Source organism: Nocardia sp. NPDC020380, assembly GCF_044386975.1.
Taxonomy (GTDB): Bacteria; Actinomycetota; Actinomycetes; order Mycobacteriales; family Mycobacteriaceae; genus Nocardia.
Map to the genome: position 1 here is coordinate 54,407 of NZ_JBIRVQ010000016.1, position 25,666 is coordinate 80,072.

General features: G+C 67.3%; 26 protein-coding genes. 15 read left to right on the forward strand and 11 right to left on the reverse strand.

The genetic code is table 11. The features are described 5' to 3' along the window. The first annotated feature begins 7 nt into the window (after nucleotides 1-7). Nucleotides 8-424 (forward strand): cytochrome c oxidase subunit 4, encoded by a 417-nt coding sequence (locus tag ACH438_RS36630; RefSeq protein WP_397013982.1) that lies wholly within the window; start codon nucleotides 8-10, stop codon nucleotides 422-424. Between the two features lie 162 nt (nucleotides 425-586). Here ACH438_RS36630 and ACH438_RS36635 read toward each other — a convergent pair whose 3' ends face one another. Both ACH438_RS36635 and ACH438_RS36640 read right to left on the reverse strand, forming a co-directional pair. After that, on the reverse strand, nucleotides 587-1,417 hold the full coding sequence (locus ACH438_RS36635) for an SDR family NAD(P)-dependent oxidoreductase (RefSeq protein ID WP_397013984.1): 831 nt from the start codon (nucleotides 1,415-1,417) through the stop codon (nucleotides 587-589). 122 nt (nucleotides 1,418-1,539) lie between these two features. Continuing rightward, nucleotides 1,540-2,799 carry an FAD-dependent oxidoreductase gene (locus ACH438_RS36640; protein ID WP_397013986.1) on the reverse strand — a complete coding sequence of 420 codons (1,260 nt, stop codon included), beginning with the start codon at nucleotides 2,797-2,799 and terminating at the stop codon, nucleotides 1,540-1,542. A gap of 88 nt (nucleotides 2,800-2,887) precedes the next feature. Between ACH438_RS36640 and ACH438_RS36645 the strand changes: the two genes are divergently transcribed. Further along, nucleotides 2,888-4,102, forward strand: a complete 1,215-nt coding sequence (locus ACH438_RS36645) for a hypothetical protein (RefSeq protein WP_397013988.1) — start codon at nucleotides 2,888-2,890, stop codon at nucleotides 4,100-4,102. A 127-nt stretch (nucleotides 4,103-4,229) separates the two neighbouring features. After that, a complete protein-coding gene (locus ACH438_RS36650) occupies nucleotides 4,230-4,784 on the forward strand; it encodes an NADAR family protein (RefSeq protein ID WP_397013990.1) in 555 nt (184 codons plus the stop codon). 121 nt (nucleotides 4,785-4,905) lie between these two features. On the opposite strand, the gene ACH438_RS36655 is transcribed toward ACH438_RS36650, so the two are convergent. Both ACH438_RS36655 and ACH438_RS36660 read right to left on the reverse strand, forming a co-directional pair. Beyond that, nucleotides 4,906-6,078, reverse strand: coding sequence for an FAD-dependent monooxygenase (locus ACH438_RS36655; RefSeq protein WP_397013992.1), 1,173 nt, complete (start codon nucleotides 6,076-6,078; stop codon nucleotides 4,906-4,908). A gap of 122 nt (nucleotides 6,079-6,200) precedes the next feature. Continuing rightward, nucleotides 6,201-7,028, reverse strand: coding sequence for a helix-turn-helix transcriptional regulator (locus ACH438_RS36660; protein WP_397013994.1), 828 nt, complete (start codon nucleotides 7,026-7,028; stop codon nucleotides 6,201-6,203). An 88-nt stretch (nucleotides 7,029-7,116) separates the two neighbouring features. Here ACH438_RS36660 and ACH438_RS36665 point away from each other — a divergent pair, with 88 nt between their 5' ends. Beyond that, nucleotides 7,117-7,866 carry an SDR family oxidoreductase gene (locus ACH438_RS36665; RefSeq protein ID WP_397013996.1) on the forward strand — a complete coding sequence of 250 codons (750 nt, stop codon included), beginning with the start codon at nucleotides 7,117-7,119 and terminating at the stop codon, nucleotides 7,864-7,866. A 7-nt stretch (nucleotides 7,867-7,873) separates the two neighbouring features. Here ACH438_RS36665 and ACH438_RS36670 read toward each other — a convergent pair whose 3' ends face one another. Continuing rightward, a complete protein-coding gene (locus ACH438_RS36670; RefSeq protein WP_397013998.1) occupies nucleotides 7,874-8,107 on the reverse strand; it encodes a hypothetical protein in 234 nt (77 codons plus the stop codon). A gap of 84 nt (nucleotides 8,108-8,191) precedes the next feature. Then, entirely contained in the window at nucleotides 8,192-8,731 is a 540-nt protein-coding gene (locus ACH438_RS36675; protein WP_397014000.1) for an NUDIX domain-containing protein, read from the reverse strand. Between the two features lie 132 nt (nucleotides 8,732-8,863). Here ACH438_RS36675 and ACH438_RS36680 point away from each other — a divergent pair, with 132 nt between their 5' ends. Then, on the forward strand, nucleotides 8,864-10,237 hold the full coding sequence (locus tag ACH438_RS36680; RefSeq protein ID WP_397014002.1) for a DoxX family protein: 1,374 nt from the start codon (nucleotides 8,864-8,866) through the stop codon (nucleotides 10,235-10,237). On the opposite strand, the gene ACH438_RS36685 is transcribed toward ACH438_RS36680, so the two are convergent. Continuing rightward, entirely contained in the window at nucleotides 10,234-11,127 is an 894-nt protein-coding gene (locus ACH438_RS36685) for a helix-turn-helix domain-containing protein (protein ID WP_397014004.1), read from the reverse strand. The genes ACH438_RS36680 and ACH438_RS36685 overlap by 4 nt on opposite strands. A 194-nt stretch (nucleotides 11,128-11,321) precedes the next feature. Between ACH438_RS36685 and cysD the strand changes: the two genes are divergently transcribed. From cysD to ACH438_RS36710, 5 genes are read left to right on the forward strand one after another with little or no spacing between them, the layout of a single operon-like run. After that, a complete protein-coding gene (cysD, locus tag ACH438_RS36690; RefSeq protein WP_397014265.1) occupies nucleotides 11,322-12,227 on the forward strand; it encodes a sulfate adenylyltransferase subunit CysD in 906 nt (301 codons plus the stop codon). Beyond that, nucleotides 12,227-14,086 (forward strand): adenylyl-sulfate kinase, encoded by a 1,860-nt coding sequence (gene cysC, locus ACH438_RS36695; protein WP_397014006.1) that lies wholly within the window; start codon nucleotides 12,227-12,229, stop codon nucleotides 14,084-14,086. Before cysD ends, cysC begins: the two co-directional genes overlap by 1 nt. Nucleotides 14,087-14,104: 18 nt before the next feature. Beyond that, nucleotides 14,105-15,307, forward strand: a complete 1,203-nt coding sequence (locus tag ACH438_RS36700; protein WP_397014008.1) for a hypothetical protein — start codon at nucleotides 14,105-14,107, stop codon at nucleotides 15,305-15,307. Then, nucleotides 15,304-16,086: an SDR family oxidoreductase gene (locus ACH438_RS36705; protein ID WP_397014009.1), complete on the forward strand. Its 783-nt coding sequence runs from the start codon at nucleotides 15,304-15,306 to the stop codon at nucleotides 16,084-16,086. The genes ACH438_RS36700 and ACH438_RS36705 overlap by 4 nt, the downstream gene beginning before the upstream one ends. A 21-nt stretch (nucleotides 16,087-16,107) precedes the next feature. Then, complete coding sequence (locus ACH438_RS36710) at nucleotides 16,108-17,244, forward strand: sulfotransferase family protein (RefSeq protein ID WP_397014011.1); 1,137 nt, start codon at nucleotides 16,108-16,110, stop codon at nucleotides 17,242-17,244. 115 nt (nucleotides 17,245-17,359) lie between these two features. Here ACH438_RS36710 and ACH438_RS36715 read toward each other — a convergent pair whose 3' ends face one another. After that, a complete protein-coding gene (locus tag ACH438_RS36715) occupies nucleotides 17,360-18,049 on the reverse strand; it encodes a TetR/AcrR family transcriptional regulator (protein ID WP_397014013.1) in 690 nt (229 codons plus the stop codon). Between the two features lie 106 nt (nucleotides 18,050-18,155). On the opposite strand from ACH438_RS36715, the gene ACH438_RS36720 reads away from it, so the two are divergent. After that, the gene (locus ACH438_RS36720; protein WP_397014015.1) at nucleotides 18,156-19,379 is read left to right on the forward strand and encodes an oxygenase MpaB family protein; all 1,224 of its coding nucleotides are present in this window, start codon (nucleotides 18,156-18,158) and stop codon (nucleotides 19,377-19,379) included. Here the strand turns inward: ACH438_RS36720 and ACH438_RS36725 are convergent, their stop codons facing one another. Continuing rightward, nucleotides 19,380-20,636: an RNA polymerase sigma factor gene (locus tag ACH438_RS36725; RefSeq protein ID WP_397014017.1), complete on the reverse strand. Its 1,257-nt coding sequence runs from the start codon at nucleotides 20,634-20,636 to the stop codon at nucleotides 19,380-19,382. After that, a complete protein-coding gene (locus ACH438_RS36730) occupies nucleotides 20,626-20,976 on the reverse strand; it encodes a YciI family protein (protein WP_397014019.1) in 351 nt (116 codons plus the stop codon). The genes ACH438_RS36725 and ACH438_RS36730 overlap by 11 nt, the downstream gene beginning before the upstream one ends. Before the next feature lie 204 nt (nucleotides 20,977-21,180). On the opposite strand from ACH438_RS36730, the gene ACH438_RS36735 reads away from it, so the two are divergent. Continuing rightward, nucleotides 21,181-21,795, forward strand: coding sequence for a dihydrofolate reductase family protein (locus ACH438_RS36735; RefSeq protein WP_397014021.1), 615 nt, complete (start codon nucleotides 21,181-21,183; stop codon nucleotides 21,793-21,795). Between the two features lie 7 nt (nucleotides 21,796-21,802). Here ACH438_RS36735 and ACH438_RS36740 read toward each other — a convergent pair whose 3' ends face one another. Next, nucleotides 21,803-22,450: a TetR/AcrR family transcriptional regulator gene (locus ACH438_RS36740; protein WP_397014023.1), complete on the reverse strand. Its 648-nt coding sequence runs from the start codon at nucleotides 22,448-22,450 to the stop codon at nucleotides 21,803-21,805. An 88-nt stretch (nucleotides 22,451-22,538) separates the two neighbouring features. Between ACH438_RS36740 and ACH438_RS36745 the strand changes: the two genes are divergently transcribed. Genes ACH438_RS36745 through ACH438_RS36755 form a run of 3 tightly spaced genes read left to right on the forward strand, consistent with a single transcriptional unit; the run spans nucleotide 22,539 to nucleotide 25,644 of the window. After that, nucleotides 22,539-23,690 carry an acyl-CoA dehydrogenase family protein gene (locus ACH438_RS36745; protein WP_397014025.1) on the forward strand — a complete coding sequence of 384 codons (1,152 nt, stop codon included), beginning with the start codon at nucleotides 22,539-22,541 and terminating at the stop codon, nucleotides 23,688-23,690. Between the two features lie 26 nt (nucleotides 23,691-23,716). Further along, on the forward strand, nucleotides 23,717-24,466 hold the full coding sequence (gene fabG / locus ACH438_RS36750; protein WP_397014027.1) for a 3-oxoacyl-ACP reductase FabG: 750 nt from the start codon (nucleotides 23,717-23,719) through the stop codon (nucleotides 24,464-24,466). A 20-nt stretch (nucleotides 24,467-24,486) separates the two neighbouring features. Next, a complete protein-coding gene (locus ACH438_RS36755; protein WP_397014029.1) occupies nucleotides 24,487-25,644 on the forward strand; it encodes an acyl-CoA dehydrogenase family protein in 1,158 nt (385 codons plus the stop codon). The last annotated feature ends 22 nt before the right edge of the window (nucleotides 25,645-25,666 follow it).

Consider the following 25,666-nt stretch of genomic DNA (forward strand, 5'->3'; position numbering starts at 1 on the left):
AACTGACATGAAGGTCGAAGCTCGCATCTTCGAACTGATCACGGTCTTCTTCGTGATCGTGGCCGTCGTGTACGGCTACTTCACCGGCCAGTCGCGGACCGGCGTCGAGTGGGCGGGAACCACCGCCATCGTGCTCTCGGCGGGTCTGGCGCTGATCGTGGCCACCTACTTCCGCTTCGTCGCCCGTCGTCTGGACCTGCGTCCCGAGGACTTCGAAGAGGCGGAGATCGTGGACGGCGCGGGCGATCTGGGCTTCTTCTCGCCCGGGTCGTTCTGGCCCATCCTGCTGGCCGGCGCGGGGTCCATCACCGCTCTGGGCCTGGCGTTCTTCCAGTTCTGGCTGATCGGCCTCGGCGTGGTCTGCATCCTGTTCGCCGCGGGCGGACTGGTGTTCGAGTACCACCTCGGCCCGGAAAAGCACTGAGCTGACAGCTGTGCAGCGCCCCACCCGAATTCGGGTGGGGCGCTTTGCTTTTGCGAGAAGTGCTTTTGCGAGAAGACCCGGAACCAGAAAGCGGGGCCGCCCATCTCCGGTGGGCGGCCCCGCTCTCCCCTCATCGGTCGGGTCGGGGTGCGGGTTACCGGGTCAGATGCCGAGGGCGTGTTTCAGGCGGATGCGGGGGTTCACGCCGGTGAGGCCGAGGAGGGCGCGGGGGAAGCGGGGGTGCAGGTGGGTGGGGCGGGTGCGGATGGCGGTCTCTATCCAGCGGGCCGCTTCGGCCGGGTCCAGGATCGGGTTCTCGGAGTAGTTGTCCGAGACCGTGTCGTCCATCCGGAAGGCCGGGTAGTGGACGGTGGTGACGTGGATGCCGCGGGGCGAGAGTTCGGCGTCGGCGCATTGGCCGAAGGTGGTCCAGGCGGCTTGGGAACTGGCGTAGGAGGCGAAGTTCGGGGCCGCACCGGTGGTCAGGCTCCAGGGGCCCACATTCACGACGTGGCCGGAACCGCCGGCCAGCATCGCGGGTAGCAGGCCCAAGGTTAATCGCAGTGGCCCGAAGTAGTTGGTGGCCATCATGCGCTGGTAGTCGCGGAAGCGATCCAGGGATTGCAGCACGGGCCGCCGGGAGGGCCGTCCGGCATTGTTGACCAGCACGTGGATGCTGTCGAAATCGGTGAGCAGATACTCGACGAGTTGATCCACATCGCCGAGCGCGGACAGATCGCACCGGAACCAGTGCGCGCGGCCCCCGGCCTCGATGATCTGGGCGCATTCTTCGACGAGTTCACTCCCGTTGCGCGACACCAGAATCACTTCGGCGCCGTGCAGGGCGAGCAGCCGCACGGTGGCGCGGCCGATGTCGGAGCAGGCGTCGGTGACGACGACGCGTTTGGCCGCAATGGATTCGGGCGCCTCGGCTCGGGTGGAGCCGCTGGTCACGGCGGTGCGGGGACGGCGGGCAGCACGGAATTCGATCATGGAACAGCAACCTTCATCTGAGGATTGAGCATGAACCATGCACCGGCACCCCGCCGACAGTGCCGAAGCCGCCGCGCTTTCCCGGCTGCTAACCGGTTGCTGGAAGTGCGGCGGAACACATTCTAATCGGTCGGGTCATAACGCCGGGCGCGTTCCGAGACGCAGATCTCGTCGATTCCGGAGACGATGTCGCGCAACAGTTCCGAGGGCAGTGCGGCGGGGCGCAGCCGGCAGGTGAAGGTGATGAAGCCGTGGTCCTCGTTATCGAGTTCCCGCAGGTAGCGCGACCGCACACCGTAGGTCATGGCCGACATGACGGTGAAGCAACCGGTGCGTTCGCGGTGCCCGGAGAAGAGGTCGTGCAGGCCGTGGAAGACCCGCGCGTAGTTGGAGAGGGGTGCGAAAACCGAGACGCGGTAGGCCGGTCCGCGCTCCGAGGAGCTGATGACCGTATCGGCCAGATACTCCGCATCGCGCAGTGTCAGCACCTTCGGAGCGAACATGAGCGCGCCCGCGGCGGCATTGCGGACGGGCATGCCGGCGCGGCCGCCCGCGGATGCGGCGATGGCGCCCAGTGACTTCCGGGCGCGGGCGCCGACCTCGCGGCGGGCGCGCAGCGAGAGGTTGGGGGTGGTGGGGTGCAGGCTGGACCATTGGCCGAAGCGGACGGTGCCGAGCTGCACGGTGCCCGTACCGACCGGTCGGGCGACTTTCAGGGGCGCGGTATCCACCCAGCGGCCCACCTGCAGCATGGCGTCACCCGGCGACTGAATCTCCTTGTAGGAGTGCTCCACCCAGGTATCGAAATCCAGGAACCGATGCGCGTCCGTGGTGAGCCAGGTGCGGTCCTTGTCCACATCCGTGACCTCGAGGGTGAGCGCGGTGATGATGCCGGTGCGGCCGCCGCCGCCCAGGATCCGCCGGAACCGCTCGGTGTGATGATGCCGCCCGCAGGTCCCGAAACGTCCGTCCTGATCGACGTATTCGAGCTCCACCACATTGTCGCTGAACATGCCGAAACGGTGCGAGGCCGCCGACAGCCCGCCCACTGCCGCGAATCCCCCCGCCGTGATCTCCCGATGGTCGCCGACGATGGGCAGCCCGAGCCCGTGCGCGCCGAGAGTGCGATCGATATCGGACAGTCGCGCGCCCGCCTGCACGCGCACCGTGCGCGCGTCCGCGTCGACCACCTGCACGCGGTTCATCTTCCGCATGCTCAGGACCGCGCCCTGATCCGGCAGTCCGAGATCGTCCTCCGGTCGCTCGCCACCCCGGATGATCAGGGGTTTCGTCGAACTTCGCGAATCCCGAACGGTCCGAACCACATCCGCGGTATCGCGGGGGAGGAACTCTTCGGGCAGGGTGGAGACGGGCGTGCTCATGGCGCTACAGCTTTCCACAGTCGGGGCCGTTGTGCTCGTACTCGGACGACCGTCCCACTACCACTCTTTCGGCCGTATAGTCCGCAAAGTGAGCTTCATGGGGAGGATCTTCGGTTCGCCGCGAGATCGATTCGGCAAGCACATTCTTGCGCAGGTGCTGGCATTCGAGGGCGTCGATGTCGCGGAGTACGACCCGGATTCGTATGAGATCACTTATCGCTGCGGCAGTGCGCAGGCCAAACTCAGCTTGGACATCCTGTTCCGGCGGTTCGACGGGGAGATCGGACCGGAACTGGAACAGGCGGTGGCCGAGTTGCTGGAACCGATCGCGGCGGGGTTGAGCCCGGACAGCTGGGAGTACGCGGAGCCCCGGCTGCGGCCGGTACTGCGGCAGGCGGGGCTGGCCCGGATCGGCCTCGGCGAATTCCACGGGCAGGACGTGGTGCTCGGGCGGCCGGCGGTGCCGTATCTGAACGAGATGGTCGTGGTGGACATGCCGACGACCATCCGGTTCGTGACCGTCTTCGATCTGCGGCGCTGGGAGGTGGACGCCGATCAGGTATTCGCCACGGCGCACGGCAATCTCACCGAACTGGCCATAAACACCATGGCGGTGTTCGCACCGTCCGAGCGGACGCAGGTGCTGGAGTATCCGGACGATGACGGCGATACCTATGTGGGTTCGCTGCCGCTGATCCCGGGCTGGCTGGCGGGTGCGGGCGCCCGCACGGGTGCGCAGGCGCTGGTGTTCCTGAGTGGTCACCTGGGGATGTTCATCACCATCGGGGCCACCGACGAGCTGGTGAATTCGCTACTGGCCGTGGCGGACCAGCGCTACGACGATGCGCTGCGGCCTTTGTCGCCGCTGCCGTACACGGTGGACGAGGACGGTGTGCTGGTGCCGTACCGGGTGCCGAGAAACCATCCGGTATGGCCAGCGCTGCGGCATGCCGAGGCGAAACTCGCGGTGGCCGTGTACGGCCCGCAGACCGAGATGCTGCGCGCGGACGAAGAGGTCGAGGCGGTGGCCAGCGCGCTGCTGCACGTCCGCGGGCCGAACGGCATCGAGCACACCATGACCCCGTGGTCGGCGGGCGGTCCGACGCTGCTGCCCAAGGCCGATTACATCGTCTTCGTCAACGATGACGGCGAAACCCTCCGGCTCGCTTGGGAAGACGTGAGCGAATACGTCGATCTCCCCGTGGCCCCGGGCTTCGACCCACCCCGATATCTGGTCCCCGCCCACCCCGCCGAACCCGTCATGGCCCGCCTCCGCACCCTGGCCGCCCTGACCGACGACTGATCCACGCCCTGTCCTGGGGGTGCGAGGTTTGGCGGATCGGGGCTGGTTGGGGTGGGTGTCGGCGGGTCGGGCGGCGCGGCGGATATTGGACGGGATTGTGTCGTATCGGTGGGTTAGGGTCGGGCGCGTGGACAGGGCGCAATTGACAGCGGATATGGCGGCGGGGGACAGACCGGAGTTCCTCTTCTTCTGGGGGCACACCCCGACCCCGGGGGTGGCGGTGGGGAAGTGGGTGTTCAGCCAGTGGTGGCCGGTGGAGTTCACCGTCGACGGCCAGACCTACGGCAGCGCAGAGCATTTCATGATGGGGGAGAAGGCGCGGCTGTTCGGGGATGAGGAGATCCGCGCCCGGGTGCTCGCCAGCGCGACCCCGGCCGATGCCAAGCGGCTCGGGCGCGAGGTGCGGGGGTTCGATCAGGAGACGTGGGTCGCGCACCGGTTCGACATCGTCATGCGGGGCAGTATTGCGAAATTCGGCCAGCACGAGGAGCTTCGGGACTTCCTGCTGGGCACGGCCGACCAGGTGCTGGTGGAAGCCGCGCCGCGCGACACCATCTGGGGTATCGGCCTCGGCGCGGAGAACCCGGCGGCCACCGATCCCGCCCGCTGGCGCGGCGAGAACCTACTCGGCTTCGCCTTGATGGACGCCCGCTCCGCGCTGGCCCCGGCCCGGCACGCCTAGCGCTCGCTGGCGGCAGCAGAGTGAAAAGCGAACGAGCAGTACACCAGCGCGGGATTTTGTCCGGTTCCCCGCGCTGGCGTACTGCTCGTGCTTGTTTCAGATCTTCTCGGCCCGGTGAGGGTCAGCGGTTGGCGAGTTCGGAGAGTTCGTAGGCGAGCTTGTGGTTGACGGCGCCGATGTGGGTGATGGTGCTGATCAGCAGATTCCGGGCCTCGCGGGCCACCGGGTTGGAGAGGGTGGCCATGCGGGTCATACGGTCGGTGAAGGACACGACGCCCTGGGCCACCGGGCGGCGGACCGATTCGTAGGTGTCCAGGATGCTGTCCGGTTCGCCGGCGTGCACGCGGGCGAGGAGCGCGCCCAGGAAGGCGGCATCCTGGATGCCGGTGTTCATGCCCTGGCCGCCGGCGGGGCTGTGCACGTGGGCGGCGTCGCCGGCGAGGAAGACCCGGCCCGCGCGGTAGTGGTCGGCGAGGCGGTGGTGCACGCGGAAGCGGCTGGACCACAGCACTTCCTGGACCTTGGCGCCGGAGTGCGGGCGGCGGGCGTCGAGGATGGCCTGCACGTCCTCCAGGGAAGGCTTCTCGTCGGCCTCGGCGACCGTGGCGACCACGCGGTAGCGGGTGTTCTGCTCGTCGGGCAGCGGCGCGACGATGGTGGCGCCTTCCGGGGACAGGTGCAGCGAGACCAGGTCGCGCGGGTCGGGCCAGTTCATCCGGATATCGGCGAGCACGAAGGATTCGGGGTAGGTGGATCCGGTGAAGCCGATGCCGGTGGCCTCACGGACATTGCTGTGCATGCCGTCGGCGCCGATGACGTAGTCCGCGCGGATGCTGCCGGCGGTGCCGTCCGCGGCGGTGTAGCCGACGGTGACGCCGCTCTCGTCCTGGGTGAAGCCGCTGACCTCGTAGGGCCGCAACACCTTTCCGCCCGCCTTCTCCAGGCGGGCCAGCAGGATGGCCTCGGTGTGCTGCTGGCCGATCATGACGGTGTAGGGGTACTTGGTCGGCAGGCCGGCGAAGGAGATGTGGGTCAGGGCGCGGTCGCCGTCGTAGAGGACGAAGGTGGGGACGATCAGCCCCTGATCGTGAATGGTGTCGGCGAGGCCGAGGGTTTCGAGTACTTCCATGGTGCGGGCGTGGATGACGACGGCGCGAGAAGTGTTGGCGCCCTCGGCGACCTTGTCCAGCAGCACCACGTCGACGCCCGCGTCGGCGAGGGTGATGCCGGCGGTCATGCCGGCGGGGCCGGCGCCCACGATGACGACCGAGGCGGTGGCGGGAACGGCGTTCATGACGACTCCTCCAGTTCGGCCAACCTTTGTTGGCCAACGGCTGTTGACTTAAAGGTAAGCCCCGGTCGCGGGCATGTCAACACTTGTTGGCCAACATTCGTTGGCAAACCTGAAGTGCACGGCTACTTCGATCCGGCCGTCGCCAGCGCGTGGAAGATCGCGGCCGTCCGGGTGCCCGGCGCGGCGCAGTAGACGATGATCCGCTGATCGGTATCGGAGACGTGCAGGATCTGGCATTCGAAATCGAGCGGGCCGAGCTCGGGATGATCCACATGCTTCTGATGCGTGCGCCGCACCTCCACCTCGTGTGTGGCCCACATATCCGCGAAACGCGGTGAGACACCCAGCAATTCGGTGAGCAGCGCGGCCAGCGCCGGATTGCCGGGATAACGCGCGTAGGCGGCGCGCAGATCCGCCACGACGGACCGCGCGAACTCCCGCGTCGACTCCTCCGACCAGCTGGGATGGTCGACCGCCTGGGCGAACATCCAGCGCACCATATTGCGATCCGCGCCGGGCGATTCGTCGAAATCACCCAGGAACGGGACCGCGGCGCGATTCCAGGCCAGCACCTCGAAGGTGGCGTCCGCGACATAGGCCGGAGTGGCGATGGTATCGAGAATGATCCGGACCGATTGCGGCACAATCCGATTGGGTCCGGTGACGGTGGGCGGATGCTCCCCGGCCATGCGATAGAGGTATTCGCGTTCGTCGACGCCGAGCATGAGCGCCCGCGCCAGCGCCGCCAGCACCTGCCGCGACGGATGCGAACCGCGCGCCTGCTCCAGCCGGACCAGATAGTCGACCGAGATGCCCGCCAGCTGCGCGACCTCCTGGCGGCGCAGACCCGGTGCGCGGCGGTTGATTCCGTCGGGCAGGCCGACATCGCTCGGGGTCAGCCGCTCGCGCCGGCTGCGTAGGAAGGCCGCGAGTTCACTTCTGTCCGCCATGGATCAAGTGTGAGCCCGGGACGGGTTTCGCGCGGGTGGTACAACTTGGTCCTCCCGGCGAACTTCGTGTGGTGCGAGTCTTGTTCACATGACGACAACAGCACTTATCACAGGCGCCAACAAGGGCATCGGCTACGAGACCGCACGGCAGCTCGCCGCCCGCGGCATCACCGTTCTGGTAGGGGCGCGCGACGCCGAACTCGGGCGCGCGGCCACCGAGAAACTGCGGGCGGAAGGCGCGGACGCACGGTTCGTGCCACTCGACGTGACGGATCCGGAATCCATCGCCGCCGCAGCGGAATTCATCGGCAAGGAGTTCGGCAAGCTCGACATCCTGGTCAACAACGCGGCCATCGCCGGGGTCCGCGACGGGGACGGCAAGCCCTCGTCGACCGAACTGGACAGCCTGCGGAACCTCTTCGAGACCAATGTGTTCGGCGTGGTCGCGGTGACCAATGCCCTGCTCCCGCTGCTGCGGCGGGCGGAGGCGGCGCGGATCGTGAACGTGTCCAGCGAGGTCGGTTCGCTCACCGCCACCATGGACCCGGACGGGCCGATGTTCCGGATGGCGGCGATCCCGTACGCCACCTCCAAGACCGCGCTGAACATGGTGACGGCCCAGTACGCCAAGGAACTCTGGGACACCCCGATCAAGGTGAACGCCGCCAACCCCGGTTACACCGCCACCGATCTGAACCACAACTCCGGATTCCGTACCGCGGCACAGGGCGCCGAGCCGTCGGTGCACCTCGCGACACTGCCGGCGGACGGTCCGTCGGGCGTGCTGTGGGGCTACCGCTGGGGCGCCGGCGAGGAGTACGGGCAGCTGGCCTGGTGATCGCCCGCTACCAGTGATGATGCGGGTGGTTGTAGTTCCAGGGATGACAGCGTGGGATCCACCATTGGTGCTCGATCAGGCATCGATGGTGGTACCAGTCGTTCCAATCCACGGGTTGCACCAGCGAAACGGCGCGCGCCGGAACGGGAGTGGGGGGTTGCGCCGTGCCCAGGCCCGCGGTGGCCACCGGGGCCGTGGTGAGGGCGGCGATCATCAGGACTCGTGAGAGTTTCCGCAGCATGTCGATCACTCTTCGTATTGCGTTTGTGCCCAATACGATCCATGTGCAGCCCCCGGTCCTGATGCATGGACCGCGAGTTCGATTCTATTGCGACCGGTCGCGTTCGTGCAGCACGAGCAGCGTGTAGGCGGCGATCGTGTCCGCATCGATAATGGTGCCGTCCGAGATCATGGTCTCCAGCTCGGCGCGGGTGAACCAGGCCGCCTCCATATCCTGCTCGGACAGTTCGCGTTCCGGCTCGCCCTCGGTCAGGTCGGTGGCCAGCACGATATGGCCGAGATGACTGGTGGTGGCGGGCGCGGGCGCCAGTCGCCCCAGGTAGGTGAGCCGGCCCGCCCGCAATCCGGTCTCCTCGCGCAGTTCCTGCCGCGCCACCTCCAGCGGATCCATATCCGCGCCGCCCGGCACCGACCCGCCGGGAAACTCCCAGCACCGCCGCCGCAGCGGATACCGATACTGTTCGACGAGTTGGAAGCGCTCCCCGTCCTGCGGAACCACCACCGCGTAATGCGATTTGTCCACGACGGCGTAGACGGCCTCGGAGCCGTCGGCCCGGCGGACGATGTCCTCGCGGACCGTGATCCACGGATTGGAGTAGATCTCCTGAGAGCGCACGGTGTCCATGCCCTCGATCCTGCCAGCACCAGTACGCCGTCTGGTGGTAGCAGGTCAGCCCTGCGGGGTAGGGGAACGGCGGGATAAATCAGGGATGTTCCTGGAAGCGGTGACCCCGGTGCTGCTCGTAGCGTCCTGTCCATGGCAGTCATCGGGGTCGATTCGGAAACTTCGCAGGACATCGATCGTTCTGGGCCGGTGGGCTGGAATCCGTTCACTCGTCTCGTCTTCCGGTTCGTCTTCGTCTCGTTCGGGCTGATGTGCCTGCTCGAGGCGCAGATCACGGCGGTGTTCCTGGGCTGGCCGGCGGAGCGGCTGGCGCACGATACGGTCGCCTGGCCGGCGCGGTTGCTCGACCCCACCGTGAAGTGGGTGGGCGACCACGTCTTCGGCGTCGAGGCCGTGAACCACGACAGCGGCAGTGGGGACCAGACCTACAACTGGGTGCAGCTCTGGTGTGTGCTGATGGTCGCGGTGGTCGCGACGGTGGTGTGGACGGCGCTGGATCGCCGGCGGCCCGACTATCGACGGCTGGCGGGGTGGTTTCTGCTTGTCATTCGTGTGTGCCTGGGCGGCCAGATGCTGCTCTACGGGTTCGCGAAACTGATCCCGTCGCAGATGCCCGAACCCGCACTGTCCACGCTGCTCGAGCCCTACGGCAATATGAACAGTATGGGGGTGCTGTGGAACCAGGTCGGTTCCTCACCGAGCTACGAAATCCTTTTGGGCGCAGCGGAAGTCACGGCGGGCTTACTGCTCTTCATCCCGCGGACCGCGATGGTCGGGGCCATGCTGGCCCTGGTCGACATGGCGATGGTGTTCGTCATGGACATGAACTTCGATGTGCCGGTGAAGATCGGCTCCGGCTTCTTCATGCTCATGGCCTTGGTACTGCTGACCCCCGAGGCCAAGCGCCTGGCCGAAATGCTGATCCTGGACCGCCGCCCCGGCCCGTCGACCGCTCCGTACCCCTTCCGGACACCTCGCGCCCGCCGCATCGCGACCCTGGTCCAACTCGCCCTGGCGATCTGGATAGCCGTCGGTCTGGCCCACGCCTCCTGGGGCATCTACCAGCAGGTGGGTTCCGGCCGCCCCAAGCCGCCCCTCTACGGCATCTGGACGGTCGAAGAATTCACCCGTGACGGCCAGTCCGTCCCACCCCTCCTGACCGACGAAAACCGCTGGCAGCGCATAGTCTTCGACTACCCCGGCTTCATGCAGTACCAGCAGATGGATGGAACGCTGGTCCCGGCGAAACTCCAGATCGACACCCAGTCCCATCACCTGCAACTGCAGACCGCCGACGCCCCCTTGAGCTTCCACGAAGCCCAACCCCAGCAACAGCCACCTTCGATGGGCGACTTCACCTTCCAGCAATCCGCCCCGGATCAGCTCCGTCTGGAAGGCGAATTCAACGGCCACCCGGTAACCGTGACCCTCCACCGCTTCGACGAGAACAACTTCCCGCTCCGCGACAGCGGCTTCCACTGGGTCATCAACTACCCCAGCTCCTAGTACGTATGCAGCGCCGAGGCCGTGGCCTCGGCGGCTTGCGTTGTGGCGGAGGCGAGTTCGAGCAGGGACGCGGTCGAGAGGTTGGTGTCGGGGCAGGCGACTATCGAGGCGGTAACCGCGCCCTCGCGGGTGAAGACGGGGGCGGCGATGGAGACGACCGCGTTGTGGTCGCCGAGCTCGTGGGGGAGGTAGTCGATGGTGATGAGTTCGGTGATCATGCTGCTCAGGCGGTGCCGGAGAGGGTCCGTCACGGGGGAGTGGCGGAGGGCAGTGAGGGCTTCCAGCATGGGGGCGGAGTCGTCGGCCAGGCGTTCGACGGAGTAGCCGCGGTCGCGGATCGCATCCAGCACCGCGGTGAGGCGAGGGCGGTGAGCAGGGTCGGCGGCTTCGAGCCAGGCGGTGCGTTCGAAATCCGGTGCCCAGGCGATGAATTCGCGGCAGACCGGGGGTGCGAAGGGCATGCGGCGGGCGGTGCGGATCCAGGGGACCGAGGGGGTGCCGATGACCTCGGTGATGACGATGGCGTCGGCTTCGCGTTCGGCGAGGAAGACCGGAACCCGGTGTGCCGTGGCCAGTTCGCGCATGTGGTCGGTGGCCAGGCGGCGTAGGGGGAAGGCCGCTTCGGCGCGGCGGGCCACGGTCATCAGGCCGAGTCCGAGGCAGTAGTTGCCGTCCTGATCGCGCAGGGTCCAGCCGTCGGCGGTCAGCTGGGTGAGGACGGCGTGGGCGGTGGCCCGGGACATGCCGGTGGCGCGCACGATGCGCGCGAGGGAGAGCTGTTCGCCGGAGTGGCGGGACAAGAGGTCGATGGCCTGGACCACGCGGCGGGTCGGTGGGGAGACGGCGGTGTCGGCGTCGGATGCGGCTGGGGCGGTGCGAGTTTCGGCCAAGGCGTTCCCCGTCTGTCGGATCGTGCGGCGAATGCATGTTAGCGGCGTGCCAACGAAATCGGCGTGAGGTATTGACCGTCACGCCGCTCCCGACCTATCGTCGGTGTCACATAATCGAACAATAGCGTCGAATATTCGACAACGCAAGTTGCGGGCGACGTGGCAAGTGGGTGAAGCGGGCAGTGAGTACGAGCATGCGAGCGGGATACGAGTTGTCCCATCTGTCTGCCCTCGAGGCGGAATCGGTGCACATCATCAGGGAGGTGGCCGCCACCTTCGAGCGGCCCGTGCTGCTGTTCTCCGGCGGCAAGGATTCGGCGGTCATGCTGGAACTGGCGCGGCGGGCGTTCTGGCCCGCGCCGCTGCCGTTCCCGCTGCTGCACATCGACACCGGGCGCAACTTCGACGAGGTCATCGAATTCCGGGATCGCACCGTCGCCCGGCTGGGCGCACAGCTGCTGGTCGGCAGCGTGCAGGACGATATCGACGCGGGCCGGGTCACCGAACGACCCGGCGAGACCCGCAATCGGCTGCAGACCACCACGCTGCTGCGCACCATTCGCGAGCAGCGCTTCGACGCGGTCTTCGGCGGCGCGCGCCGCGACGAGGAGAAGGCGCGCGCCAAGGAACGCGTCTTCAGCTTCCGCGACGAATACGGCGCGTGGGAGCCGCGCGCCCAGCGGCCCGAGGTGTGGAACCTCTACAACGGCCGGCATCGCAAGGGCGAGCACATCCGCGTGTTCCCGCTGTCTAACTGGACCGAGCTCGACATCTGGGAGTACATCGGCCAGGCCGAGGTGGAACTGCCGTCGCTGTACTACGCACACCGGCGCACCGTCGTCGAACGCGACGGAATGCTACTGGCGGACAACCGATTCCTGACCTTCGGCCCCGACGAGCGGCGGTTCGAGGCGACCGTGCGCTTCCGCACCCTCGGCGACGCCGACTGCACCGGCTGCGTGGCATCCGACGCCACCGATCCGGCCGAGGTGATCGCCGAAACCGCGGTCACCCGCCTCACCGAGCGCGGCGCCACCCGCGCCGACGACCGCATCTCCGAGTCCGGCATGGAAGATCGCAAGCGAGAGGGCTACTTCTGATGCGCCGAAACCTGTTGCGCCTGGCCACCGCCGGCAGCGTCGACGACGGCAAGTCCACCCTGATCGGGCGGCTGCTCTTCGACTCCAAGAGCCTGTTCACCGATCAGCTCGACGCCATCGAACGCGCCAGCGTCGCCCGCGGCAATGACGGACCCGACCTGTCGCTGGTCACCGACGGCCTGCGCGCCGAACGCGAGCAGGGCATCACCATCGATGTCGCCTACCGCTACTTCGCCACGCCGCGAAGGAAATTCATCATCGCCGACACCCCGGGGCATGTGCAGTACACCCGGAACATGGTCACCGGCGCCTCCACCGCCGACCTCGCACTCCTGCTGGTCGATGCCCGCAAGGGCGTCTCCGAGCAGACCCGCCGGCACGCCTTCCTGTCCTCACTGCTGGGTGTCGGGCACCTGGTGCTGTGCGTGAACAAGATGGATCTGGTCGGCTGGTCCGAGCAGCGGTTCGAGGAGATCCGCGCCGAATTCGCGGACTTCGCAACGAAACTCGATGTCGGCGATCTGAGTTTCATCCCGGTCTCCGCCCTGCACGGCGACAATGTGGTGGACCTGTCCGAGCACACCGCGGGCTGGTATCCGGGCCCGCCGCTGCTGCGTCACCTCGAGGAGGTGCACGTCGCCTCCGACCGCAACCTCATCGACACCCGGCTGCCCGTGCAGTACGTCATCCGCCCGCACGGCGAGAACGTGCGCAGTTACGCGGGCACGGTGGCGGGCGGCATCTTCAAGCCCGGCGACGAGGTGGTGGTGCTGCCGTCCGGCCGCGCCAGCAAGGTCGCGCAGATCTGGGCGCCCGGCGGCGGCAAGGTGGAGGAGGCCTTCACCGGCATGGCCGTCTCCCTCACCCTCGACGACGATATCGATGTCGGCCGCGGCGATATGCTCGCCCGCCCCGGCAATCAGCCGCATCAGGATCGCGAACTCGACGCCATGGTGTGCTGGTTCTCCGACGACACCCAATTGCGGCCCGGCAGCGAGTACGCCATCCGCACCGCCGCCCAGACCGCCAAGGTCGAGGTGACCGAACTGGACTACCGCCTCGACGTCAACACCCTGCACCGGCAGACCGACGCGGATGCCCTGGCGCTCAACGACATCGGGCGCCTCACGCTGAAGAGCCGGCAGCCACTGCTGTTCGACCCGTACCGAGAGAACCGCGCCACCGGCAGCTTCATCCTCATCGACGAGGCCACCGATCAGACCGTCGCCGCGGGCATGATCACCGGACGCTCCACCGGCGCACCGCGGGTCGAGCACAAGGCGTCGAACGTGGTGTGGCACAGCTCCGCCGTGGAACGCGAACAGCGGCTCAGCGGCGGCGCCACGGTGTGGCTGACCGGGCTCTCGGGCTCCGGAAAGTCCACCATCGCAGTCGAATTGGAGCGGCAGCTGATCGCCTCCGGGCAGCCCGCCTACCTGCTCGACGGCGATAATCTGCGGCACGGCCTGAACCGCAATCTCGGCTTCACCGACGAGGACCGGCGCGAGAACATCCGCCGCGTCTCCGAGGTGGCCACACTGTTCGCCGACGCGGGCGTGGTGGCGATCGTCTCGCTCATCAGCCCGTTCCGCGCCGAACGCCGCGCGGCCCGGAAACTGCACGAGGACAAGCATCTGCCGTTCCGCGAGATCTTCGTCGACACCCCGCTCGAAGAATGCGAACTTCGCGATGCCAAGGGCCTGTACAAGCGCGCCCGCGCGGGCGAACTGCGCGAGTTCACCGGCATCAGCTCGCCCTACGAGCGGCCGGAGTTCGCCGATCTGACCTTCACCCCCTCGGACGGGACGCCGTCCGAGATCGCCCAGCGCATCCGGCGCGAAATAGGCAGGAATTCCTAGGAGAATGGCAGACATTCGATGACCCAGCCCGATATCGACAAGGCCGAACTGCCGCTGACGGAGCCGTTCCTCGCGGCCGTCGCGGAGGCCGAGAAGCTCATTGCCGCGGCGGATTTCATTCGGGACGAGCACGATCTCGCCGAAGGCTACGACTACCTGCAGGGCAGCATTGCCGCCGTGTTGCAGCTGTCGCGGGCGCACGGCACCTCGCACCCGTACTTCGTCAGCTCGACCGGCCCGTACACCAAGATGGGCCTGGATAATCCGGACACCCTCTACTACCACGCCAATATCGAACCCGGCGCGGAGTACCTGGTGACCGGCGTGCGCGGCAGCACCACCGACCTCAGCTTCCAGGTGCTCAAGGGCGATTACACCGCCACCGACGTACCCGGCGGCGAAGACGCGTTCGATGACCGGCGGCTCGACATCGCCGCCGACGGCAGCTTCCAGCTCCGCTTCGGGCCGCCCAAGGAGAACCCGGAGCCGAACTACTTCCAGCTCGGCGAGGGCGCGTCCATGCTGGCGGTGCGCGAGGTCTACAGCGACTGGAGCACCGAACGCAAGGGCAGTATTCGCATCGAACGCGTGGACACCATCGGCACCACGCCGGCCGAACCCGATGTGGCGCAACTGCGGAAGCGGTACCGGGCCGCGGGGCGCATGCTGCTGACCCGCGTGCACACCTGGTTCAACTTCCCCAAGTGGTTCTACCTGGATCTGCCGGTGAACACGCTGACCGAACCGCGGCTCACGCCGGGTGGGTTGAGCACGCAGTACTCGTCGGTGGGGCATTTCGATCTGACCGAGGATCAGGCGCTGATCATCACCGTGCCGAAATCCGATGCCCCGTACCAGGGATTCCAGCTGGGTAGCCGCTGGTACATCTCCCTGGATTACGTGAACCACCAGACCAGCCTGAATCATGCGCAGGCGCAGGTTGATCCGGACGGCTTCATCCGCATGGTCGTCTCCAAGCGGAATCCGGGCGTCGCCAACTGGATCGAGACCACGGGCCGTACGCAGGGGATTCTTCAGTTCCGCTGGCAGCGGGTCGGCCGAGTGATCACGCCCGCCGACGGGCCCACATATGAACTGGTGCCTTTCGACAAAGTGGCGGAACAGCTTCCGCACTACGAACACAATCGCATCGATGAGGCCGGCTGGCGCGAGCGGATCGCAGCTCGGCAGCGGGCCTTCTCGGAAAGGATGCTCGGATGACAGGGCTGCTCGCCGACAAAGTGGTCGTCGTCAGCGGTGTGGGACCCGGCCTCGGCCGATCCATCTGCTTGGAGGCGGCCGCGGCCGGTGCCAAGGTCGTGCTGGCGGCACGCACCGAATCACGGCTGAAGGAAGTCGCGGCCGAGGTGGAAGCCGCTGGCGGCGAAACGCTTTCGGTGCCGACGGATATCACCGATGACGCGGCCGTGCAGAATCTGGTGGCGCGCACGCTGGAGACGTTCGGCCAGGTCGATGCCCTGGTGAACAATGCCTTCGCGATGCCGTCCATGAAGCCTTTGGCGCGCACCGACTTCCAGCAGATCCGTGACAGTGTCGACCTCACGGTGCTGGGCGGGTTGCGCATGACGCAGGCGTTCACCGAGGCGCTGGCCGAGTCCAAGGGTGCGGTCGTGATGATCAACTCCATGGTGCTGCGGCACTCGCAGCCGCGCTACGGCAGCTACAAGCTGGCCAAGGCGGCGCTGCTGGCCATGTCGCAGACCCTGGCGACCGAGCTGGGGGAGAAGGGGATCCGGGTCAATTCGGTTGCCCCGGGCTACATCTGGTCCGATCAGCTGAAGCAGTACTTCGCCGGGATCGCCGAGAAGTACCACATCACGCCGGAGCAGGTGTACCAGCAGACCGCCGCCGATTCCGATCTGAAGCGGCTACCGGAGCCCGATGAGATCGCCCGCGCCGTCGTCTTTCTCGCCTCGCCGTGGGCCAATGCCATTACCGGGCAGACCCTCGACGTCAACTGCGGCGAATTCCATGTCTGAGTGTTCAGGAGTGACCAAGCAATGACCGGACGTACCAACGTCGGCACCCTCGAGGATCTGCACGCCTCGGCGACGAAGGTCGTGGGGCTCGACGATTTCGGGTCCGACGACTACCGGGAGGCGCTCGGCGTCCTGCTGGAGTCCTACCAGCGTGATGCCGGGCTGACCGAGCTCGGCAGCAAGATGAGCCGGTACTTCCTGCGCAATGCGCTGGTGGCCCGCGCGCTCAGCGAGGCGTCGTGGAAGGCCAATCCGGAGTACACCGAAACCCCGGTCAGCAGGCCGATTTTCGTGACCGGCCTGCCGCGCACGGGCACCACCGCCCTGCACCGCCTGCTGGCCGCCGACCCGCAGCATCAGGCCCTCGAAATGTGGCTGGCGGACTTCCCGCAGCCGCGGCCGCCGCGCGAGACCTGGGCGGACAATCCGATCTATCAGCAGCTCGACGCCGGATTCGCGCAGCATCGCATCGAGAATCCGGAATTCATGGGCGTGCACTACATGACCGCGGCCGAGGTGGAGGAGTGCTGGCAGCTGCTGCGGCAGACGGTCAAATCCATTGCCTACGAGTCGCTGGCCTACCTGCCGACCTATTCGCAGTGGCTGCAACAGCAGGAGTGGACCGACGCCTACGCGCGGCACAAGGCGAACCTGCAGCTCATCGGCTTGGGTGATACCCGGCGCTGGGTGCTCAAGAACCCGAGTCACCTGTTCGCGCTGGACGCGCTCATGGAGGTGTACCCGGATGCGCTGATCATTCAGACGCATCGCGATCCGGTGACCATCGTCGGGTCCTCGTGCAGTCTGTCCGAGCAAGCCACCAAGGGCTGGTCGACCACCTTCGTCGGCGAGAAGATCGGCGCGACGCAGCTGGAGCTGTGGTCCCGCGGCCTGCGCGAATTCACCGCCGCGCGTGAGCGATACAACCCGGATCAGTTCCTGGACATCGAATTCGACGAACTGCGCGCGGACCCGTTCGGGACGGTCGAGAAGATCTACTCGACCTTCGGGCTGGAATCCACCGAGGCCGGTCGCACGGCCATGCGGGCGCTCGACGAGGACAGCAAGTCCGGCGACCGCAAACCGCAGCACAAGTACTCGCTGGCCGATTACGGGCTCACCGAGGATCGGGTGCGAGCGGAATTCGAGATCGGCTGAGCTAGGCGATCCATGGTGCAGTGAGCGGTAGGTGGGCCGGCGCGGCCGATCCGGAACCCGAAGAACCCAGGTCCAATTGGTTCAGGAAGTTCTGGATGAGGACGTACGGATTCATCTACCGCTCCTTCTGCTGTTTCTTCTCCGGTGCCGGTCCGAGCATCGGCACCAGGTACCGCTCGGCCAGAGCCGCCAGTTGCTTCTCGTCGTCGAGATCGACTATCTGACTGGGGATCGCGAGGAACGACGCGCAGAGCCGGACCATGAGTTCCGCCACCATGTCGGCGTCCACCTCCGCCGCGATCAGGCCCGCGCGCTGTTCGCGGCGCAACTGGCTCGCGGTGAATTCCCTGACGACGGCGACGGTCCGGCCCTGATCGCCCATGATCGAGCCGACGAACATATCCGGCTCGGCCGACAGCAGCCCGCCGATGATCGGGTTGCCGCGGATCGCGCGCAGCGAGCCCACGAAACCGGCCACCACCCGCGCCCCGGGCGTATCGGCCGGCTGCACATCGGCGCGGAATCGATCGAAGTAGCGCCGGAATTCGCGCAGGATCACCTGCTCGACCAGATCGTCCTTGGTCGCGAAGCGGCGGTAGACCGTGATGCGTGAGACGCCCGCGCGGCGGGCCACATCGTCGATGGTCGAGCGGCGCACGCCCAAGGCGGCGAACTGCTCGCAGGCCGCGTCCAGGATGCGGGAGCGGAGTTCGTCACCGGCACTGTCGTTTTCGCTCGCCGCGCCGTAGACGCGTTCCAGCAGCGAGGCGGTGTCCGGTGTCCGTTCGGGCGGCGGTGGCTTCACTTTTTCCATTCGGCTGTGGGGGCGGTCGGCGCGTGCTGTGATTCAGGATACATGGATACGCGATCTGTATCTCTGTATCAGGGCCTCGATGGAGAGGAATCGAAGCATGGACGCACATCGACTCACCCGGCGGGACGCATTGCGCGCGGCGGGCGGCGTGCTCGGGGCGGTCGGCACGCTCGCGCTCAGCGCGCGCACCGCCAGGGCCGAACCGTGGAGCTGGCAGGCCGACGGTTCGATCGCCGGAACCGGCAGCGGCGCAGACCCATTGACGGTCTACGACGCCGAAGCCGACCCGGTCGTCGCCGACGTCATGGACCACGAGGACGTACCCGCGGTGAACCGGCTGCTGGCCACCTGGGTCAAGAACACCCAGCCGCTGCCCGCCGGACTGCCGAAAGGGTTGAGCGACTTCATCGAATCCGCTCGGCAGCTACCCGCCTGGACCGATCAGGGAAAACTGGCCCAGGCCTTCGAATTCAACAAGAAACGCGGCCTGTACCTCGGCGTGCTGTACGCCTTCGACAGCGGCATGATGTCCACGGTCATCCCGCACGAGGCGCGCGCGGTCTACTACTCGCGCGGCGGCTCGCATCTGAAGGAACGCATCTCCAAGACAGCGAAATTCGGCTACGACATCGGCACCGTCGACGCCTACGGCGACAGCGGCGAAATGATCGTCACCTGCGTCAAGACTCGCATCATCCACGCGGCCGTGCGCCACCTGCTACCGACCTCACCGCAGTGGCCCGCCGGCGTCATCCCCATCAGCCAGGACGACATCATGGTCACCTGGCACAGCCTGGCCACCACCATCATGCGCACCCTGCGCTCCTGGAACCTGCAGATCCCCGTCGCGGAATCCGATGGCTACCTGCACAGTTGGCAGCTGGCCGCGCATTTCCTCGGTGTCCGTGACGAATACATCCCCAACTCCTGGGACGAGGCCGAATCGCAGGCCGTCCAGATGCTCGACCCCATCATCGCCCCCACCCCCGAAGGTAACAACCTCGCCGACCAGCTGCTGAATCTCGGTGAGGATCTCGACCTCACGCTGCTCAGCCGCGGCATCCTCGGCGCCTTCACCCGATACATCCTCGGCGACAAGATCGCCGACTGGCTGGCCATTCCGCGCGAGCCCATCTGGAACCCCCTGCTCGACGTGGCCTGGCGGCCCTTCGTCGCCGTCCGCGAGGGCGTCGAGGCCGTGGTGCCGCCGATCGACAACGCCTACTGGATGTTCGACGAATTCCTGCGCCAATTCGCCCTGTGGTACCTCGCCGAACTCCGCATGCCGCTCAGCATCGAGATCCCGCAGACCAACCGATGACTACAGCGCCTCGCGCTTCCGGGCGACGAATTCGCGTTCGATGTCGTTGCCGGTGAGCAGGATCGCCTCGTCGTAGGCGGCCCGGGCCTCGTCCGTGCGGCCGAGTTCGGCGAGGAAGTGGGCGCGGGCAGCCGGGAGGTACTCGTAGGTCGCCAGCAGCGGATGCGCCATGAGCTCGTCGAGGGCCGCGAGCGCCGGCTCGGGGCCCTCGGCGTAACCGAGGGCGACGGCGCGATTGAGCGCGACCACGGGTGACGGCCAGACGCGCGCCAATTCGTCGTAGAGGCCGACGATCTGGCGCCAGTCGGTGGCGTCGTAGCTGGGCGCCTCGGCGTGCAGCGCGGCGATCGCGGCCTGCAGCGCGTACTTGCCGGGCCGGCGCAGGGAGTGCGGGACGAGGGCGAGGCCCTCGGCGATCAGCTCGCGGTTCCACGCGCTCCGGTCCTGATCCGCCAGCGCCACCATCGCGTGGCCGGCGTCGAGCCTTGCGGCCCTGCGGGATTCGGTGAGCAGCAGCAGCGCCAGCAGGCCCGGCACCTCGGCCAGACCGGGGACCAGCCCGTACAGCATGCGGGCGAGATCGATGGCCCGTTCGGTGAGTTCGCGGCGGGCCAGCTCCGCGCCGTACGGGGCGGTGTGGCCGGTGGTGAACAGCAGATGCACCACCGCCAGCACCGCACCGATACGTTCCGGCAGTTCCGCGGGTGTCGGCACCCGGTAGGGGATCCGGGCGGTGGCGATCTTCTTCTTGGCCCGCGTGATCCGCGCCGCCATGGTGGATTCGGAGATCAGGAACGCACGCGCGACCTCGGCCGTCGACAAGCCGCACACCAGGCGCAGGGTCAGCGCGACCTGCGCCTCCGGCGCCAATGCCGGGTGACAGCAGGTGCAGATCAGCCGCAACCGGTCATCGGTGATGCGCGGCTCGCCCGCGGCCACCGCCTGCTCGGCGATATCGTCGGCGCGGTCGTCCTCGATCAGCAGCGGCAGGGCCCGGCGCTGAACGGCGCTGTGCCGCAACAGATCCAGCGCGCGATTGCGGGCCACCGTGGTGAGCCAGCCGCCCGGCCTGGCCGGGACGCCCTGCTTCGCCCACACGGTCAGCGCCTGCGCGTAGGCCTCCTGCACGCATTCCTCGGCCAGGTCGATATCGCGGGTGACGCGCACCGTCGCGGCGAGCACGAAGGCCCACTCGCGACGATGCGCGTCGGCTACCGCGGCGGCGGCCGTCGCAGGCGCCGGGAAATCAGCCGACATTGTCGGGCAGCGCCCAGATGGGCCGGACCTCCACGCCACCCGCGCTCATCGGCACCTGCCGGGCCAGCGCGATCGCGGCGTCCAAGTCGGCCGCCTCGACCAGGTAGTAGCCGCCCAGCTGCTCCTTGGTCTCGGCGAACGGCCCGTCGGTGACGAGGAATCCGCCCGCGCCGTCGGGGCGGACACTGGTCGCGGTGGCCACGGGTTCGAGCGCATTACCGCCCCGCAGCGCAGTGCCGTTGGCGGCGATGAACTTCTGGTGCTCCGCGTTCATCTCGTCCGCCGGAATGTCGGCGACTCGCTGTTCGTCCTGGAAGATCAGCAACAGATACTGCGTCATGACTCGTATCCCTTCTCGGGTCGGGACGGCCCCCTGATGGACCGGCTGACTATCCGACGCGCGACCCGCCGCCGAATCGACAACCGAACCCGATCTCGTTTCAGGCTATGCCTCGCCGGGCAGCCCGATTAGTTTCGGGGCCACGCGCCGTCCATACGAGCAACCGCGGTTCCACCAGCTCAGTACCCACCAGGAGAGAATCCGATGCGCAAGATCACCGCAGGACTGTTCATCTCGCTCGACGGCGTCGTCGCGGAACCGCAGGACTGGCACTTTCCCTACTTCAACGAGGAGATGGGCGCCGCGGTCAGCGCGCAGCTCGCCACCGCCGACACCCTGCTCATCGGGCGGGCCACCTATGACTCGTTCGCCGGTGCGTGGCCGGAGCGCGAGCATGCCGGCGGCGGGGACGAGGCGATGGCCAAGGCGCTCGGGGACGCACGGAAAATCGTTGTCTCGCATCAGGATCTGGACTTCACCTGGCGGAACTCCGAGCAGTTGAAGGGGGATCTGGTCGAGGCGGTCAAGGCGCTGAAAGAGGAGCCGGGAGCGGCGGACATCGGAATGAGCGGGTCGCCGTCCATCGTGCGGCAGCTGACGGCCGCCGGGCTCATCGACGAACTGCATCTGTTCGTGCACCCGATCGCCCTCAACAGCGGCCTGCGCCTGTTCGGCGAGGGGGAGCCGATTCCGTTGAAGCTGTTGTCCGCCACACCCTTCGAGACCGGCGTCCTGCACCTGGTCTACGGACCGTCCGAGCCGCCCGCTCCGGCCGGGTACGACGAGGCCCGCGCGCATCTGGCGCAAGACGGGCAGTGAGCGGGCCTCACTGACCGCGCTGAGCGCGTTCGCCGAGCAGTTCGTAACGGAGCTGCAGTCCGTCGGTGAACGCGCTCAACGCCAATTCGAAACTCTCCGAATCGATTTCATCGGCCTTGGCGCGCAGTAGGTGCGCCTGCTCCAGATGCGGGTAGCGGTCGCGGTAGACCTGGACGTCATCGGCGAAACCGCGGGAGAACGAGCCGAGGGTCGCGCCCATCACCAGATAGCGGGTCGCCGCGCCGATCATGGTCGCATCCCGTGGCGGCCAGCCGGCCCCGACCAGGCCGCCGTGCACCGCGTCGGCGGCCCGCAGATTCTCGTCCCGCTTACCCGGGCCCGAGGCCAGGTACGGGACGAAATTGGGGTGCGCGACCAGGGCCGCGCGATACGAGCGCGCCCAGGAGGTCAGGCCGTCGCGCCAGCCCAGCCGTTCGAAGGCCGACGCATCGACCCGGGCCATGATGCCGCTGGCGATATCGTCCAGCAGGTCGTCCTTGGTGGGGTAGTGCCCGTACAGCGAGGGGGCCTGAACGCCCAGTTCAGCGGCCAGTTTCCGCATGGACAGGTCCGACAGGCCATCGCGGTCGACGATGGTCAGCGCGGCCTCGCGGATGCGTTCCCGGCTCAATAGCGGCACTCGTGGCCTGGGCATTTCTCCACCTCCCTTGAAAAACCGAACGCCGTTAGGATACCGTGGCGACAGTAAACCTAACAGCGTTTGGTTAGGAGTGATCCCCACCATGGACTTCGAACTCGACGAGGCGCAACGCGAACTGCGCGACCTCGCCCGCGCCTGGGTCGACAAGGAGGTCATCCCGCACGCCGCCGCCTGGGACCGCGCCGAAGCGGTCGACACCGCCATCGTCGGCAAACTCGGCGATATGGGCTTCCTCGGCATCGAGATCCCCGAGGAATACGGCGGCTCCGGCGGCACCGCACTCGACTACTGCCTGCTCCTCGAGGAACTCGGGCGCGGCGACAGCTCGGTGCGCGGGATCGTCTCGGTATCACTGGGATTGGTGGGCAAATCCATCAAGACCTACGGCACCGAGGCGCAGAAACGGGAATGGCTGCCACGCCTGTGCGCCGGACAGGCGCTCGGCTGCTTCGGGCTCACCGAACCCGGCATCGGCTCCGACGCGGGCAACCTCACCACCAAAGCCGTTGCGGACGGCACGGATTGGCTGCTGTCCGGCACCAAGATGTTCATCACCAACGGCACCTGGGCCGAAGTCGCCATCATCTTCGCGCGCACCGGCGGGCCCGGACCCAAGGGCGTCACCGCCTTCCTGGTATCCACCGATACGCCCGGCTTCACCCGCACCGAGATCAAGGGCAAGCTCGGGCTGCGCGGGCAGGCCACCGCGGAATTCGTGCTCGACCAGGTCCGGGTGCCCGACGCCAACCGGCTCGGCGACCTCGGGCAAGGCTTCAAGATCGCCATGGGCGCGCTCGACAAGGGCCGCATGGGCGTGGCCGCCGGGTGCGTCGGCGTCGCGCGCGGCTGCCTGGAAGCCGCCGTGAAATACGCCGGGGAACGCGAGCAGTTCGGTAAGCCGATCGCCTCCTACCAGCTGGTTCAGGAACTGCTCGCCGATATCGCCGTCGACGTCGAAGCGGCACGGCTGCTCACCTGGCGGGTCGCGCACCTGGTCGAACACGGAAAGCCGTTCGGCACCGAGGCTTCCGTCGCCAAACTCTTCGCCAGCGAAGCCGCGGTGAAGGCCGCCAACAATGCCATCCAGGTCTTCGGCGGCTACGGCTACATCGACGAGTTCCCGGTGTCCAAATACCTGCGCGACGCGCGCGTGCTCACCCTCTACGAGGGCACCAGCCAGATCCAGAAACTGCTCATCGGGCGCGCCCTCACCGGCGTGAACGCCTTCCTCTGACGCACCTGAACCACAAGGAGATTCGAATGCCGAAAGTAGCTGTCGTCACCGGTGCGGCCCGGGGCATCGGCGCGGCCACCGCCCGCCGGCTGGCCACCGACGGCTTCACGGTGGTCGTCGCCGACCTCGACGAGGCGGCGGGCAAGGACACCGTCGACGCCATCGTGGCCGCGGGCGGTCAAGCCGTCGCCGTGGCCTGCAATGTGGCCGACGAGGCCTCGGTGGACGCCGCCTTCGAACGCGTTGCGGCGGAACTGGGTTCGGTCGACGTACTGGTCAACAATGCCGGCGTGCTGCGCGACAACCTGCTGTTCAAGATGTCGGTGGAGGACTGGGACACTGTCGTGTCGGTGCACCTGCGCGGCGCGTTCCTGTGCAGCCGGGCCGCGCAGCGGTACATGGTGAAGCAGAAGTCCGGGAAGATCGTGAACACCTCCAGCGTGTCCGCGCTGGGCGCGCGCGGGCAGGCCAACTACTCCGCCGCCAAGATGGGGATCCAGGGCTTCACCCGCACGCTCGCCATCGAACTCGGGCCGTACGGCATCAATGTCAACGCCGTCGCGCCGGGCTTCATCGTCACCGAGATGACCGATGCCACCGCCGCCCGCGTCGGCGTCAGCCCCGAGGACTTCCGCAAGGCCGCCGCCGATATCACCCCGCTGCGCCGGGTGGGCGAGCCCGCCGATATCGCCAATGTGGTGTCGTTCCTGGTCTCCGAGAACGCCTCCTTCGTCACCGGTCAGACCATCTATGTCGACGGCGGCCGCAAGCTCTAGCCGAGAGAAGCAGAATCACCATGCAGAGAACAGTCTTCGACGCCGACCACGACGCCTTCCGCAAGACCGTGCGCGCGTTCATCGAATCCGAGGTCGCACCCGTCTACGACGAGTGGTACCAGGCCGGCATCGTCCCGCGTGAGTTCTATTACAAGCTGGCCGATCTCGGTGTCTTCGGCATCGAAGTGCCCGAGGAGTTCGGCGGCGCGGGCATCGAATCCTTCAAGTTCCAGACCATCCTCATCGAGGAAACCGCCCGCGCCGCGGTCTCGTTCGGCGGGTCCAGTGTGCATGTCGGGCTGTGCCTGCCGTACCTGAAGAAGCTGGCCACCGACGAGCAGAAGCGGCGCTGGCTGCCCGGCTTCGTCACCGCCGAGATCATGTTCGCCATCGCCATGACCGAACCCGGCACCGGCTCCGACCTGGCTGGAATGCGCACCACCGCAAAGCTTTCCGGGGACGGCACGCATTACGTGCTGAACGGGTCCAAGACCTTCATCACCGGCGGCGTGCACGCCGACCGCGTCATCGTCTGCGCCCGCACCGCCGCGCCGAAGGCCGACGACCGCCGATTCGGCATCTCGCTGTTCGTGGTCGACACCAAATCCCCCGGTTACGCGGTCGGCCGCAAGCTGGACAAGCTGGGCCTGAAAGTCTCCGACACAGCCGAACTCAACTTCACCGACGTGCGGGTGCCGGTCGAGGACCTGCTCGGCGAGGAGAACAAGGGCTTCTCCTACCTCGGCCAGAACCTGCCGCAGGAGCGCCTCTCCATCGCCATCGGCGCCTACGCCCAGGCCACCGCCGCCATCCGCTTCGCCAAGGAATACACACAGCAGCGCAACGTCTTCGGCCAGCCGGTCGCCGGCTTCCAGAACACCAAGTTCGAACTCGCCGCCTGCAAGGCCGAAGTCGACGCCGCCGAAGCCGTCGTAGACCGCGGCCTGGAAGCCCTCGACGCCGGCACCCTCACCCCCGCCGACGCCGCCTCCGCCAAACTCTTCTGCACCGAGGTCGCGGCCCGCGTCATCGACCGCTGCCTGCAACTACACGGCGGATACGGATTCATCAACGAATACCCCATAGCCCGGCTCTACGCGGACAACCGCGTGAACCGCATCTACGGCGGCACGTCCGAGGTAATGAAGATGATCATCGCCAAGGACATGGGCCTGTAGCCACCTCCCCGCTCGACACCAA